Genomic DNA, 16077 nt, shown 5'->3' with positions numbered 1-16077 from the left:
TTCTTGAAAGCTAAAAATGACCTTTAAACAAAAAATTCATCAACAGTATCTACAACTAGTTCAGGATAAAATAGACGTTTTCAGAGACATGATTGCGGCATTGACCGAAGATTCTAAAAACGATGCCAAAGGTTCTGCCGGTGACAAACACGAAACGGCATTGTCAATGATGCATTTGGAACAAGAAAAACTCAATCATAAACTGAAAGAAGTCTTGGCTCAAAAAGCCATTTTAGACAAAATAGATTCCACCACAATTGCAAAAACGATTATCGTTGGGAGTTTGGTCAAAGCCAATGGCATTTATTTGTATTTAAGCGCAGCTCTCCCTAAAATTGCAGTTGAAGGAATCAATGTTATTGCGCTTTCGCCACAATCGCCATTAGGTTCTCATTTAATGGGAAACCAAACAGGGTTTACTTTTGAGATTCATGGAACGAAGTATTTAATCGAGACTGTGGAGTAGAAAAATCCGTGTTTTTACATCCGTTTTATCTGCGTTCCATTCCTTAAAATCGAATTATACTTTACATGTTTTGCTACAAATGCAATCAAATGTAACAAAATGTTAAAATAATGTTCTTTTTCGTAAAGGACGCTCTATATCGTTTAAAAAACAGTATTCCCTAATAAAACTTTTTGTAAATTCGCCTCCTTAAAAGTTTGACTTTAAAACGAAACGAAATTATGAGTAAAACAATGACAGTCGACGTCTTGTCGAGTATTAAAGGAGCGCAACCTTCCGAGAGTGTGAATCAATTATTTGAGGTGATTAAAAATGCAATTCCATCAAATAATAATGCTTCAAATAATGTCAATCATAATTGTGTGTCTTTAAGTGATTTAAGGGAAGATGTTGTTATCGAAAGTTCTGCTATCGAGAAACAACTCATTTTAGAAAATTTTCCGAACAAGAAAAATGGTTTTTTAGTAGTTGCTAAAGTTATAGAAGGATAAAATGGAATCTCAGATAAAAAAAATACACCAGCAATTGGAGTCCAAACAAATCACTTGCACCGCTTTGGTACAAGAAAAATTAGAACTGCTCAAACAAAATACTTATAACTCTGTCAATTCTTTGTTGGATACTTTGGCTTTAGATTTAGCTTCTAAAGTAGATGCCAAAATTACTAAAGGAGAGGAAATCGGACTTTTAGAAGGTATTCCTTTTGGAATTAAAGATGTGTATATGGTGCAGGGAACCTACACCACTGCAAGTTCTGATTTGTTGAAAAATTATAAATCGCCTTACACGGCTACTGCTATTCAGAAATTACTGGATGCAGGTGCGATTCCGTTGGTAAAAGAAAACTGTGATAGTTTTGGTCACGGATCTTCTAGTGAAAACACCATTTTTGGAGCGGTTAAGAATGCAATCAATCCCGAATTAGTGGCTGGAGGTTCAAGCGGAGGTTCTGCTGTAAATGTTGCCAAAGACTATACTGTTTTTTCTATTGGTGGAGATACGGGAGGTTCGATTCGTCAGCCTGCCGGTTACAATCATATTTATGGTTTCAAACCAACTTATGGACGAATCTCAAGATATGGATTGATGGCGTATGCGTCTTCTACGGATTGTGTGGGGCCATTGGCAAAATCAATTGAAGATATCCGAATTGTGTTGAACGTAATGAGCGGTAAGGATCCAAAAGATCAAACCTCAATTACTTCAACCGAAATTAGTGAGGAAGCAATTGCAACTTCGCCAGTAAAAAAAGTAGGTTATTTCAAAAACTTTATCGAAAGCGACGCTATTGATGCGCAAATAAAAGCGGACTTTTTAGCATCAATGGAGAAAATAAAAGCCAAAGGAATTGAGGTTATAGCCTTGGATTTTTTCAAATCGGATATTTTAGTTTCGACTTATTATACGTTAGCAATGGCAGAGACGGCTTCAAATTTATCTCGTTTGGATGGAACCAATTATGGGAATCGTATTGAAGGAGATAATTTGATTGACAGTTATGCGGTTACCCGTTCTGAAAATTTCTCTGAAGAAACCAAACGTAGAATTGTCGGGGGAAATCAGGTATTGTCTCAAGGTTTTTCAGATGAAATTTATTTAAAAGGATTGGCTTTAAGAGATCAGATTTCGGAGAATTTCAGCAAAGATTTCGAAGAAGTTGATATTGTTTTATCACCAGTTACACCAGCTGCTCCGCCTAAAATCGGAGAAAGTCTAAAAGACCCTCTGGCGATGTATTTATCCGATGCTTACACCGTTGGTTTTAGTTTAGGTCAATTGCCAACTTTAACCGTGCCACAAGGAACAAGTACGGGACTGCAAATTACAGCAGCAAAAAATAAGGATGAATTAGTATTGCAGTTTGCAAACTTCTTAAAAGATACACTATAATGGAATTGGAGCAATTAACAGCGGCAATAAAAGCCCACGATTTAGAATTGGTAATCGGACTTGAAACTCACGTTCGATTGAATACCAAAACCAAGTTGTTTTGTTCTTGTCCCAACCAAGAAATAGAAACACCTAACCAAAATATATGTTCGGTTTGTACGGGACAAATGGGCGTTTTGCCAGCGATAAATAAAGAAGCGATTACCAAAGCCATTTATTTTGGAAAAGCGGTGGATTCCTCTTTTAGTAATGAAGTCATCTCTTGGGATAGAAAGCATTATGAATATCCGGATAATCCAAAAAACATACAAATAACACAGTACCACAATCCAATCATTCCTGACGGACACGTGTCTTGTTACCGAAATGACGGTTCTCAATTTACTGTAAATCTGACTCAGGTTCATATTGAAGAGGATGCTGCGAAATTGATGCACGAAAAGAAAATTTCGTTAGTTGATTTTAATAAAGCGGGTGTGCCGTTGATTGAAATTGTTACCGAACCTTGTATCCGGAATATTGAAGACGCTTCGACCTATGCGCAATACATTCAACGTATTGTTCAAAATTTAGGAATCTCTGAAGCAAATTTGGAGAAAGGGGAGTTCAAGTCGGATGTTTCGGTGTCTTTACGCAAAAAACACAGTTACGATTTAAACCCAAGAACCGAAATCAAAAACTTGAACTCGTTTAAGTTTATGGTTGAGGCTTTGAAAGAAGAGGTTGAAAAACAATTCAATTACTTTATTGAACACAAAGAGTTCAGACCAGACCAAACTACGGTGTTATGGGATGCCGATTTAAAGCAAACCAAAACCATGCGTAAAAAAGAATTTGAAGCGGATTATCGTTTTATTTCAGAACCTGATTTACCTTTTGTAAACATCAAAAAGGAGATTGAAGCTATTAAAGTGGATACAGCAGCCTTGCCTTTTGCAGTAGAATCTATTTTGATTGGTGGAGGTGTTTTGCCACAAGATGCTAAGTTTTTTACTGCAGATAAGTTGCGTTCGCAAACATTTATAGCCATTAATAACGAAATCAAAGATCCTTCGTTTGTGGCTAAAACTTTGGCAAACAATTTAAAGGCAGATGAATATGCAGAAATTCATAGCGTTACCCATTTAACAGACATTTTCAAATTGTTTAAAGCCGAGAAAATCACGGCGGTTTTAGTTCAAAATGCGATTACGGGTTATTTAAAAGATCGCACTTTTGACTACAATACCTATTTTGAAGAAAACACCATTTCAGAAGATAAAATCCAAGAAGTTATTGCGAAAGTGATTTCAGAAAATGAGGCTGTCGCCAATGATATCAAAGCCGGAGACCAAGGAAAATCAGGTATTTTGGTCGGAAAGATTTTAGGTATTATTGGAAAAGGAGCCAACGGAAAAGTAATTCGTCAACTCATTTTAGACCAATTAGGAGCTGCTGCTGTTTTAGAAAAATCAGAAGCATCCGAGAAAGTTTCCAAAGAAGCAGTTGTAGAGAATAAAGAAATTCAAGAAGAAACGCTTCCTGAAATTCCAATTATCATAAAAGACATCTATAGAACGCACAAAATTTCACAGTTATCAGAAGAAAACATCAGTCAGGAAGTAATGCTTTCTGGTTGGGTTGCAAGTGTTCGCGACCACGGCGAGTTGATGTTTATCGATTTGCGTGATTCTAGTTATGAAATTTTTCAAGTCAGAATCAGCAGGGAATCATTCCCTAATATTGATGAGTTGGTAAAATTGAAACCCGAGTCGGTGATTTCTGTAAAAGGTATCGTGGTTGGACGTAATGAAGATGATTATAATGCAGGATTGCGCACTGGTAAAATTGAATTGGAAACTTCGGTTTTAGAGATATTAAATTTATCTAAAACTTTGCCTTTTGAAATTAAAAGAGCGGCAAAAACAAATGAAGCAACTCGTTTTCAATATAAGTTTTTAGATCACAGAAACGAAGAGGTGCGACGAGCAATCGTAAACCGTCATAAAGTAATTAAATTATTGCGTGACATTCTAGATGAAGAAGAATTCTTAGAAATTGAAACCCCAATTTTAAGTGCCGGAACCGATGAAGGAGCACGTGAATTTATTGTGCCAACACGCAAACAAGCCGGTTTCTTTTATACCTTACCACAAGCGCCTCAGCAGTTCAAACAAATGTTGATGGTTAGTGGATATGAAAAATATTTCCAAATTGCCCGTTGTTTCAGGGATGAAGATTCTCGTGGAGATCGCCAACCTGAATTTACCCAATTAGATATGGAAATGGCGTATGCCAGTATGCAGCAGATTATCGATTTGAACACTAAAATGTTTAATGAAGTAGTGACCAAAATATACGGCAAAAAATGGATTTTACATCCGTTTGAAGTGATTACCTATAAAGACGCAATGGATTTTTACGGTTGCGATCGACCAGATTTGCGTTACGGTTTGAAAATGCAGGACATCACGGATATTGTAAAAGACACCACTTTCCAAGTATTCAGCAAGCCTATTGATGAAGGCGGTATTGTAAAATGCATCAAGGTTTCGGCTCAAGAGCAAGGAAACAAAAGAATGTCCAAAGGTCAGATAGAAGCCCTTACTGCTATTGCCCAACAGCACGGCTTAGGTGGATTGGCTTATATTATCGTAAACGAAGATGAATTGCAATCGCCAATTATTAAGTTCTTGGGCGAAGAAATTGCAGCAGGAATTATAAAAGCGACGAATGCACAAGTTGGAGATATTGTATTCTTCTCGGCGGCAGATTATGCAACAGCTAACAAAGCTTTGGATGCGGTTCGTCAGGAAATGGGAAGAATGTTGCATTTAATCAATCCGAAGGAATTGCGTCCGGCTTGGGTGGTTGATTTTCCAATGTTCGAAAAAACCGATGAAGGAAGATGGACGTTTACGCACAACCCATTCTCGATGCCAGCCATTTATGACTTAGAAAAGCATATGAAAGGAGATGATGACGAAATTGGAACCATCATCGCACAACAATACGATATTATCTTAAACGGTTACGAAATTGGTGGAGGTTCGGTTCGTGCTCATAAATCGGAAATTCTGGAAGCGACTTATAGAAATATGGGTTACAATAAAGAGGAAATGATAAAAAGTGTGGGAACCATGTACAAAGCCTTCCAATACGGCGCACCGCCACACGGAGGAATTGCTTGGGGAATTGACCGTCTGATGATGATTTTGGAGAAAAAAGCATCTATTCGAGAAGTAATGGCCTTCCCGAAAACAGGTTCAAGTGAAGATTTATTGTTTGGAGCACCATCTCTTTTATCGGATAAAAAAGTAGAAGAAATGAATGTTCGCATTATAAAAAAATAGAGTGTATCTTAAAGTACTAAAGAAAAACAAAAGGTTTGTGTTTATAATCACAAACCTTTTGAATTTTTATCCTTTGCTGTACTTTTAACATTAAAAAATCAATTATTATTACTACTTTTATTTTGGTTGAGTAAATGTTTTCAAATATTAATACTTTTACATGCAGCTATGGGACTAACATTTTCTTTCCAATTCTATGATTTGCTCCTGCAACATCCATTCACGATTTCTCGCTATACTGTTACAGTTCAAAAAACAGCAATAGTGTGTATTACCGATGGAATTCATTTTGGATATGGAGAAGCAACTGTAAATCCGTATTATCATAGCACTCAAGAGCGGTTAAAGGAAAGTTTCATCAAAATACAATCCGTTGTCGAGTCGACTTTTGAACTTCATCCAGAAGAATTTTGGAAAAGCATTGAACCATTCCTTAAGGATGATTATTTTGCTTTATGTGCAATTGATGTGGCTTATTGGGATTTTTATTCAAAAAAGAATAATAAAACCCTAAGAAGTTATTGGTCTAATGACGACACAAAAACACCTCTAACATCATATACTATTGGCATTGATTCAATCGGAAAAATGCAACAAAAAATTATCGAAAAACCTTGGCCTATTTATAAAATTAAATTAGGGACGTCTAAAGATATTGAAATAGTAGAAAATCTCCGTAAAAAGACAGATGCTGTTTTTAGAATTGATGCTAACTGTGCTTGGACAGCCAATCAGACCATTGAAAATGCACTACTTTTAAAAGATTTGAATGTAGAGTTCATTGAGCAACCACTCAAAGCAGTCGATGTTGAAGGGATGAAAAAAGTCAAAGAGTATTCTGTTTTGCCCATAATCGCAGATGAAAGCTGCCAACGTGAGGAAGATGTTGTTTTGTGTAGTAAATTATTTCACGGAATCAATATCAAATTAATGAAATGTGGAGGACTTACTCCAGCATTGCGAATGATTCAATTGGCTAAAAAAAATAACTTACTGTTAATGGCAGGATGTATGACAGAATCGACTGTTGGAATTTCTGGATTGGTTCAAATTGCTCCTCTTTTAGATTACTTAGACGCCGATGGAGCCTTGCTTTTGAGTAAAGATATTGCCGATGGAGCTAGTTTCAATTTCGGAAAAATTGTTTATCCAAATGCTTCGGGAACAGGTGCGAAATTATACACAAGATGAGGTATAAAATGTTAATAACTTCAATGGTAAAAGAGGCTTTTTTATCCTAAAATCATTCCTGATTTTATATATTTGCGTGTTAGACAAAAAATACATTTTTTAGAATAAAATTATATGAGCGAAGAAAATAAGAAGCATAATTATTCAGCAGATAGTATTCAGGCATTAGAGGGAATGGAGCATGTAAGAATGCGACCTTCCATGTATATTGGAGATGTGGGTGTAAGAGGATTGCATCATTTGGTTTATGAGGTTGTAGATAACTCTATTGATGAAGCAATGGGAGGTCATTGTGATACAATTAATGTCACCATCAATAAGGATGGCTCTGTAACTGTAGAGGATAATGGTCGTGGTATTCCTGTTGACTTGCATAAAAAAGAAGGCGTATCAGCACTTGAAGTAGTAATGACTAAGATTGGTGCAGGAGGAAAATTTGATAAAGATTCTTATAAGGTTTCTGGAGGATTACATGGGGTAGGAGTTTCTGTAGTAAACGCACTTTCAAAGCACATGAAATCTACCGTTTTTAGAGATGGTAAAATCTATGAGCAAGAATATGAAAGAGGAAAATCTTTATATCCTGTAAAACAAGTCGGAGAGACGACCAAAAGGGGTACGATGCAAACGTTTTATCCTGATGATCTTATTTTTACTCAGACAACAGAATTTTCATACGATACCTTATCGTCTCGTATGCGAGAATTGTCTTATCTGAACAAAGGAATTACCATAACTTTTACAGATAAAAGAGAAGTAGATAAAGACGGAAATTTTCTGTCAGAAGTTTTTCATTCAGATGAAGGACTTAAAGAATACATCCGCTATTTAGATGGAAATCGTGAGCCTATTATTTCTCATGTGATTTCTATGGATTCTGAAAAAGGAGAAATACCGGTCGAGGTAGCTTTAATCTATAATACGAGTTACACAGAAAACATTTTTTCTTATGTAAATAATATTAATACACATGAGGGAGGAACGCATTTGCAAGGTTTTAGAACAGGTTTAACCCGTTCTTTAAAGAAATATGCGGATGCATCAGGAATGTTAGATAAATTGAAGTTTGAAATTGCAGGAGACGATTTCCGTGAGGGATTAACAGCAATAGTTTCTGTAAAAGTAGCGGAACCGCAATTTGAAGGACAAACCAAAACTAAATTAGGGAATAGAGAAGTTGTTTCCCCTGTTAGTCAAGCGGTTAGTGAAATGGTGGAAAATTATTTGGAAGAAAATCCAAATGATGCTCGAATTATTGTTCAAAAAGTGATTTTGGCAGCTCAAGCAAGACATGCAGCGAAAAAAGCGCGTGAAATGGTGCAACGTAAAACCGTTCTAGGAGGAGGAGGTTTACCAGGTAAATTATCTGATTGTTCCGAACAAGATCCTGAAAAATGCGAAGTATATCTTGTCGAGGGAGATTCCGCAGGAGGAACAGCAAAACAAGGTCGTGATAGGAATTTCCAAGCTATTTTACCTTTAAGAGGAAAAATTTTGAATGTAGAGAAAGCCATGCATCACAAAGTATTTGAAAACGAAGAGATTCGAAATATTTTTACCGCACTTGGTGTGACTGTTGGTACAGCTGAGGATAGCAAAGCATTAAATCTGGAGAAATTGCGTTACCACAAAGTAATCATCATGTGTGATGCTGATGTCGATGGTAGTCACATTTCTACTTTGATATTAACCTTCTTTTTCAGATTCATGAAAGAATTAATTGAAGAAGGTCATGTATATATTGCAGCTCCACCATTGTATTTAGTGAAAAAAGGAAATAAAAAAGAATATGCATGGACGGAAGACCAAAGAGATTTGGCAAATGAAAGAATGGGAGGAAGTGCTACAATTCAGCGATATAAAGGTCTTGGAGAGATGAATGCAGAGCAATTGTGGGAAACTACCATGGATCCTAATTTCAGAACCCTACGTCAAGTGAGCATTGATAGTTTAGTTGAGGCAGATCGAGTGTTTTCTATGTTAATGGGTGATGATGTTCCGCCGCGTAGAGAATTCATAGAGAAAAACGCCGTTTATGCTAATATAGATGCATAAAACAAATCAGTTATTTAGGAATTGTTTTTCATGCTAAAAATTTTATGTGCATGAAAAAGGTATTAGTAGCTATTGTATTCATGTGTAATGTAGGGTATTCACAATCTATTGACCCAATAGTTCTAAACCATTTAGATGATTTTTTTGCTGATGCCATCTATTATTCAAATAAATTTATAACTCCAGCCACCGATGCAGCTGTTTATCAGTCATCTGGTGGCTGGATGTTTTCAGCCAAGAAAAAGAAACGTTGGAGTGCTACTTTTGGAGTGCATTCTAACATTTTTTTTGTTCCTAACAAAGACAGAGAATTTGTAATTAACAATTCCGATTTTAAATTTCTTACCATTCAAGATGCAACCTCTGAAACAATCCCAACAGCCCTCGGTAACGGTAAACAAATAAAAATTGTTGATATTTATGGGGCTATTAATCAAAATTATCCAATTGAAACCCCAGAAGGAATTAACGAAGATGTAATAATTTATCCTCATCTTTCTGGTTCAGTATCGTTGGGTTTTGGAACAGAAATTCTTGCCAAATTTGCTCCAAAAACAAAAATCAACAGAGGTGAATATCAAGTATATGGAATAGGAATTAAACACAACATAAGCCAATACATACCTGTTTTAGAATCCAAAAAAATTCATCTCGCCATGATGTTGAGTAATTCAAAAGAAAATATAAGTTTTGATTTTTTGGATATTAGAACCAATTTTGGAACACTTGGTATCAATAAAATTAACGGAGCTATTAATTCATGGCAATACCAGACCATTATTTCTAAAGAATATAATAATTTTGAATTCATGCTAGGTTCTATAGTCAATGTTAGTGATTTCAAATACAAATTCACAGGTGGTAAAGGGACTATTGATCAGGTGATTTCTTTTCCTGAGGGTTCCTCTCAAGTATTTTTAAACCAAAAATTGAAAGGGATTTACAAAACCAAAATTAATAGTATAATTGAGCTTTCAGCAGCTTACAAATGGCATAAATTATATTTTCAATCGTCAATTGATTTTAATAAATTTGTGAACGTAAATTTGTCGTTGCATTATGCGATAAATTAAATTTTTTATAAGGTGATATTTTCAGATATAAGAGATTAAATAACATAAATAGAATATAAATATTAAATAAAAATAAAATGAAAGTTACAATTGTAGGAGCAGGAAATGTAGGTGCTTCATGTGCTGATGTTATTTCTTATAGAGGAATTGCTAGTGAGGTAGTATTACTTGACATTAAAGAAGGTTTTGCCGAAGGAAAAGCGATGGATTTAATGCAGTGTGCAACCAATACTGGCTTTAACACTCAAATAACAGGAGTTACTAACGATTATTCAAAAACGGCTAACAGCGATGTGGTAGTGATTACTTCTGGGATTCCAAGAAAACCAGGAATGACTCGTGAGGAATTAATAGGTATTAATGCAGGTATTGTAAAAACGGTAGCAGAAAATATTTTACAATTTTCTCCTAACACCATTATTGTAGTAGTATCAAATCCAATGGATACAATGACCTATTTGACATTAAAAGCGACCGGACTTCCAAAAAATAGAATTATAGGAATGGGTGGAGCATTAGATAGTTCACGTTTTAGATATTATTTATCTAAAGCATTAAACAAACCATCAAATGATGTTTCTGCAATGGTAATAGGTGGTCATGGTGATACTACAATGATTCCATTAACACGTTTAGCTGCTTACAACGGAATTCCTGTTTCTGAGTTTCTTTCTCAGGCAGAATTAGATAAAGTGGCAGCTGATACTATGGTAGGAGGAGCTACTCTTACAGGACTTTTAGGAACTTCTGCTTGGTATGCACCTGGAGCATCTGTAGCTTATTTGGTAGATAGTATTTTAAACAACCAAAAGAAAATGATTGCTTGCTCAGTATTGTTAGAGGGTGAATATGGACAATCTGACATTTGTATTGGAGTTCCTTGCATCATTGGACGTAATGGAGTAGAAGAAATTCTTGATATCAAACTTAATGATAGCGAAAAAGAAAAATTCGCAAAAAGTGTTGATGCCGTACGCAACATGAATGCAGATTTAGCATCTGTTTTGTAAAACTATAAAAGAGAAATTGATATCAAAACGGCAATCTTTAGTAGGTTGCCGTTTTTTTGTTTAAAACAATTGGAAATAGTTTATCTTCGCTAACTAAAATAGAAAAAATGAGATACATACATTGGTTTGTAGCAGTTTTAGTAGTGGTATTTTCTTCTTGTTCAAGTGATGATAGTGCGTCAACTGATAAAAATCCAGTAGATAATTCAGGTGTTACAAGTTATTTCCCGTTAAAATCGAATAATTTTTGGACATACAAAACAGAAAATCTTTCAGTTGATCCAGTGATTATAGGAAGAGATTCATTGTATGTAGGGAATGATTCTATTATTAATTCTGTGACATATAAACGAATGAAAACCAAAAGTTTGCCAACAGGTTTTTTCTGTGGAGTACTCAGGAATAATGGTTTACGTGCAGATGGTCAATCAGTTAAATTATCTGGTGATGTTTCCGTAAATATTGGTTCGGATTTACCGGTTTCTTTTTCTGTCACCGATTTTGTTTTATTCAAAGAAAACGCCTCTGCTCTTGAAAAATTGGCAACAGTCTCTGGAACTATAATAAATGAAACTGCTTTGCCAGGATATCCGTTGACTGTGAATTATGTTTTATCAGCAAATGAAGATGGAAGTTTGGCTACATTTACATCCAATGGTGTTAATTATACTGATGTTAAAAAAGTAAAGCTAACGTTAAACGCGAAAGTGAATGCTCAAGTAGGACAATTTTCGGTAAATGTTCTATCATCAGATAGTCAAGATGTTCTAATTTCCTATCAGTATTATGCTAAAAATTACGGCTTGATACGATCAGAAACCACTATTAGCTATTCTTTAAATCCGTTAATAAGTGAATTAACATCGATTGATTTTCCATTATCCAGCAGTCAAACAACTAATGATTATTTACTTACCAAGTTGATTAATTAAAACAATATTATTTTATTTTTTTGTTAGACGGTTTTTAAAGAATATTTTTTTTACTTATTCAATTAGTCAGTAATCAATACTTGTTTTTTTTTAATATTAATCCAAAATAAATTGGTTAATCTTTACCATAATTATATATTTGCACGTTTTGAAAAATGATGCCAACTTAAACGTTGTTTTAATGAGGCTACAATACATTTAAATCAACCGTAAACCAACTAATAAAAAATAATTAATTTTTAGTAATAATGCAGAATAGAGGACTAGTTAAATTTTTCGCAATTTTATTTGCATTGGTAAGTATTTACCAACTTTCTTTCACATTCGTTTCTCACAATGTAGAAAACGACGCTAAAGTGTATGCGAAAGGAAATTCTGAGAAAGAAATAAAATATTTAGATTCCATTGGGAAAGAAAAAGTATTCAATCTCGGATTCACAGATTTTACTTATAATGAAGTAAAAGATAAAAAAATCAACAAAGGTCTTGACCTTGAGGGTGGAATCAACGTTCAGCTTCAAATTTCGGTAAAAGACATTATTAAAGGATTAGCAAATAATACTAAAAATCCAGTTTTCAATAAAGCTTTAGCAGATGCTACAGTTAACAGACAAGGAAATCAAGATTATATTGATGCTTTTTTCGAAGCTTTTGACAAGGCTTCAGCTGGGACAGTAAAATTAGCTTCACCTGAAATTTTTTCTAATAAAATTATCGGAGATGAGGTTAACTTCAAAATGACTGATGATCAAGTAAAAAAAGTAATCAGACGTAAAGTAGATGAGTCTATCGAAAGTGCTTTTGAAGTATTAAGAAAACGTATCGATAAATTTGGTGTTACACAACCTAATATCCAAAAGCTAGGAGAATCAGGAAGAATCCTTGTGGAACTTCCAGGTGCAAAAGATGTAGATCGTATCAAAAAATTATTGCAGAGTACAGCTCAATTAGAGTTTTGGGAAACCTATAAAATAGATGATTTAGGAAACTTCCTAATGGCAGCTAATAATACTTTAAAAGCTACTGAAAAATCAGCAATAAAGGTTAAAGAAACAGCAAAAACTGGAATTGATACTTTATTGACAAATAAAGTAAAAGATACGGTTACTGAAAATAAAGAATTAGGACCATTATTAGATAAATTTGTAAGTCAAGGTGGAGGACCAGTATTGGCGGTAGTTGATCCTAAAGATACTTCAGCTATCAATGGGTATTTAAAAAGACAAGATATTAGAATTTTACTTCCTGCTGACAAACGTTATGCTAAGTTTGTTTGGGGTAAACCTTCTGTAAATATTGACGAAAAAACGAAGAAACCAGTTGAAACGGTTGAACTATATGCCTTAAAAGGGAATAGAGACAACCAAGCTTCAATGGGTGGAGGAGTAGTTACAGACGCTAAAGATTCATTTGATCAATTAGGTAAGCCATCGGTAACGATGCAAATGAATGGACAAGGAGCAAAAGCTTGGGAAGAATTAACGGGAAGAGCTTATACTCAAAAAAGTAATATAGCTATTGTTCTTGATGATATTGTTTATTCTGCACCTGGAGTATCAAGCGGACCAATATCTGGAGGTCGTTCAGAAATTTCAGGAGTTTTTGATGTTACTGAAACAAAAGATTTAGCGAACGTATTAAGAGCAGGTAAATTACCAGCTTCCGCTGAGATTGTTCAATCAGAAGTAGTTGGACCATCATTAGGACAAGAAGCAATTGACAATGGAACTAATTCAGCCATCATTGGTTTATTAATCGTTTCTTTGTGGATGATGGTATATTATGGTAAATCTGGATTGTATGCCAATATCGCTCTAGCGGTTAACTTACTATTTTTATTCGGAATTTTAGCGAGCCTTGGAGCTGTTCTAACGTTGCCAGGTATTGCGGGTATCGTATTAACCATGGGTACGGCTGTTGATGCGAATATTATTATCTATGAAAGAGCAAAAGAAGAACTGCGGGCTGGAAAAACAATTGAAGAGGCAATTAAAGCATCTTTTGGTTGGAAAGGAGCTATGCGTTCTATCGTTGATGCTAACGTTACGCACGTATTAACAGGAGCTGTTTTATTAATTTTTGGTACTGGTCCAATTCAAGGATTTGCAACTACCTTATTAATTGGTATAGCTACCTCTTTATTCACATCCATTTTTATTACTAGAATTCTTTTAGATTGGAGTGTAAACAAAGGAAACAAATTAACTTTCGTTACAGGATTCTCTAAAAATTTCTTTACTAATTTCCATTTTGATTTCCTTGGAGTTAAAAAATATACCTACATATTTTCTCTTATAGTTTGTATTGTGAGTGTTATTTCACTATCGACTCACGGATTGAATTACGGAGTGGACTTTAAAGGAGGGCGAACTTTTCAAGTGCGTTTTGAAAAACCAGTTCCAGCTGAAGAAGTTCGTGAAGAATTGTTAAAGGTATTTGATGGTAGTGCTGAAGCAAAGATTTTTGGTAGTGATAACCAATTGAAGATTACAACTAAATATAGAGTTGACGAATCTGGAACAGAAGTAGATGCTGCCGTAAATAGAATTCTTTATGACAATCTTAAAAAACATTTTGGTCCTGATATGACTTACGAAAAATTTGTCAATATTTATGAAGGTAAGAAATTGGGTATCCTCCAAGGTTCAAAAGTATCTGCGGCAGTTTCTGATGATATTAAAACCAATTCGTATTGGGCGGTTTTGGGTGCAATGCTAATTGTTGGATTATATTTAGTAATCAGTTTCAGAAAATGGCAATACAGTCTAGGCGCGATTGCAGCAGTAGCGCATGACGTAATCTTCGTATTAGGAATCTATTCGTTATTGTGGAAATACATGCCGTTTGGAATGGAAATCGACCAACATTTCATAGCTGCAATTCTAACCGTTATTGGTTATTCTATGAACGATACGGTAATTGTATTCGATAGAGTTCGTGAGTATATTGGCGGGAAAGCAAAAGGAAATTTCAATCAGATTGTTAACCAGTCGATTAATTCTACGATGTCTAGAACCATCAATACCTCATTAACAATGATTTTAGTATTGTTAATCATGTTCATTTTTGGTGGTGAATCTATCAGAGGATTTATCTTTGCCATGTTGGTAGGTATTGTGGTAGGAACGTATTCTTCTTTATTTATTGCAACACCAGTTCTTTGTGATAGCATTTCGGATGCAGAACACAAAAGAATCGAAGAAGAACATAACAAAGCCTAATCGCTTTTTATATACAGAAAATGCCCGATGAAAATCGGGCATTTTTTTTGGTTGTATTTTTGGTATCTTAGCGAGATGATTGAAATATATTTTAAAACCACTAGTAATGACATCAAGAAGCTATAAATACATATGTATTTCATTACTATTTCTTTGTATGTCGTTTACAGAAAGGGAAGAATCGTCTTTCACTTTCGTTCAATTGTGCGATACTCAATTAGGGATGGGTGGTTATGAGCATGATGTAAAAACATTCCAACAGGCTGTTCAACAAATCAATGCCTTGCATCCTGATTTTGTAGTTATTTGTGGTGATTTAGTACATAATCCTACAGATAGTTCTTATACGGATTTTAAAAAGATTAAAGCGGGTTTTACCATGCCATGCTATTGCGCTCCCGGAAATCATGATGTAGGGAATATTCCTAGTGATGCAAGCTTACGTTACTATAGAAAAACTATTGGTCAAGATTACTATGAATTCAATAATAAAGGATATTCTTTTGTTGTGACTAATTCACAGTTATGGAAAACTAACATAGAAAAAGAATCAGACAAACACGATAAATGGTTTAAAAAAGTAGTACAGACTAAAAAGAAAAACCCTCAGTTTGTAATTGGTCATTATCCATTATTTACTGTTTCACCAAACGAGGAGGAAGGCTATTTTAATCTTCCTTTAGCAAAAAGACAGGAATTGCTAGATTTATTTAGTAAAAATAATGTGATTGCTTATTTGTTTGGTCATACGCACCAAACAGTGATGCATACTGTTGGAAAGATGCAGTTAGTAAGTGGAGAAACCACTAGTAAAAATTTTGACCAAAATCCATTGGGTTTCCGCGTTTGGGAAGTCGCACCTGATAGGGTTCAACAGCATTTTGTTGCTTTGGAGTTTTAATGTTAT

At 34.8% G+C, this 16077-nt stretch carries 11 protein-coding genes; all 11 read left to right on the top strand.

Annotation, left to right across the window (positions count from 1 at the left end; genetic code table 11):
• Positions 1–16 precede the first annotated feature (16 nt).
• The 11 genes from AC23L6_RS05865 (at position 17) to AC23L6_RS05815 (ending at position 16071) form a co-directional block, all read left to right on the top strand.
• Complete coding sequence (locus AC23L6_RS05865) at positions 17–466, top strand: hypothetical protein (protein WP_487560947.1); 450 nt, start codon at positions 17–19, stop codon at positions 464–466.
• 221 nt (positions 467–687) lie between these two features.
• Positions 688–957 (top strand): hypothetical protein, encoded by a 270-nt coding sequence (locus AC23L6_RS05860; protein ID WP_487560948.1) that lies wholly within the window; start codon positions 688–690, stop codon positions 955–957.
• Between the two features lies 1 nt (position 958).
• On the top strand, positions 959–2356 hold the full coding sequence (locus AC23L6_RS05855) for an amidase family protein (RefSeq protein ID WP_487560949.1): 1398 nt from the start codon (positions 959–961) through the stop codon (positions 2354–2356).
• Complete coding sequence (gene gatB/aspS / locus AC23L6_RS05850) at positions 2356–5688, top strand: bifunctional amidotransferase subunit GatB/aspartate--tRNA ligase AspS (RefSeq protein WP_487560950.1); 3333 nt, start codon at positions 2356–2358, stop codon at positions 5686–5688. Before AC23L6_RS05855 ends, gatB/aspS begins: the two co-directional genes overlap by 1 nt.
• 168 nt (positions 5689–5856) lie before the next feature.
• Positions 5857–6879: a dipeptide epimerase gene (locus AC23L6_RS05845; protein WP_487560951.1), complete on the top strand. Its 1023-nt coding sequence runs from the start codon at positions 5857–5859 to the stop codon at positions 6877–6879.
• Between the two features lie 114 nt (positions 6880–6993).
• Complete coding sequence (gene gyrB / locus AC23L6_RS05840) at positions 6994–8934, top strand: DNA topoisomerase (ATP-hydrolyzing) subunit B (protein ID WP_487560952.1); 1941 nt, start codon at positions 6994–6996, stop codon at positions 8932–8934.
• 50 nt (positions 8935–8984) lie between these two features.
• Positions 8985–10007, top strand: coding sequence for a DUF6588 family protein (locus AC23L6_RS05835; protein WP_487560953.1), 1023 nt, complete (start codon positions 8985–8987; stop codon positions 10005–10007).
• Positions 10008–10084: 77 nt separating this feature from the next.
• Entirely contained in the window at positions 10085–11017 is a 933-nt protein-coding gene (locus tag AC23L6_RS05830; protein ID WP_487560954.1) for a malate dehydrogenase, read from the top strand.
• A 107-nt stretch (positions 11018–11124) separates the two neighbouring features.
• Positions 11125–11949, top strand: coding sequence for a hypothetical protein (locus AC23L6_RS05825; protein ID WP_487560955.1), 825 nt, complete (start codon positions 11125–11127; stop codon positions 11947–11949).
• Between the two features lie 248 nt (positions 11950–12197).
• Entirely contained in the window at positions 12198–15170 is a 2973-nt protein-coding gene (gene secDF / locus AC23L6_RS05820) for a protein translocase subunit SecDF (protein ID WP_487560956.1), read from the top strand.
• Positions 15171–15276: 106 nt separating this feature from the next.
• Positions 15277–16071 carry a metallophosphoesterase gene (locus AC23L6_RS05815; protein ID WP_487560957.1) on the top strand — a complete coding sequence of 265 codons (795 nt, stop codon included), beginning with the start codon at positions 15277–15279 and terminating at the stop codon, positions 16069–16071.
• Positions 16072–16077 lie beyond the last annotated feature (6 nt).

Source organism: Flavobacterium sp. R1_16 (assembly GCF_057652095.1).
Note: the sequence above shows the minus strand (reverse complement) of the source record. Positions and strands in the feature narration are given on the sequence as shown.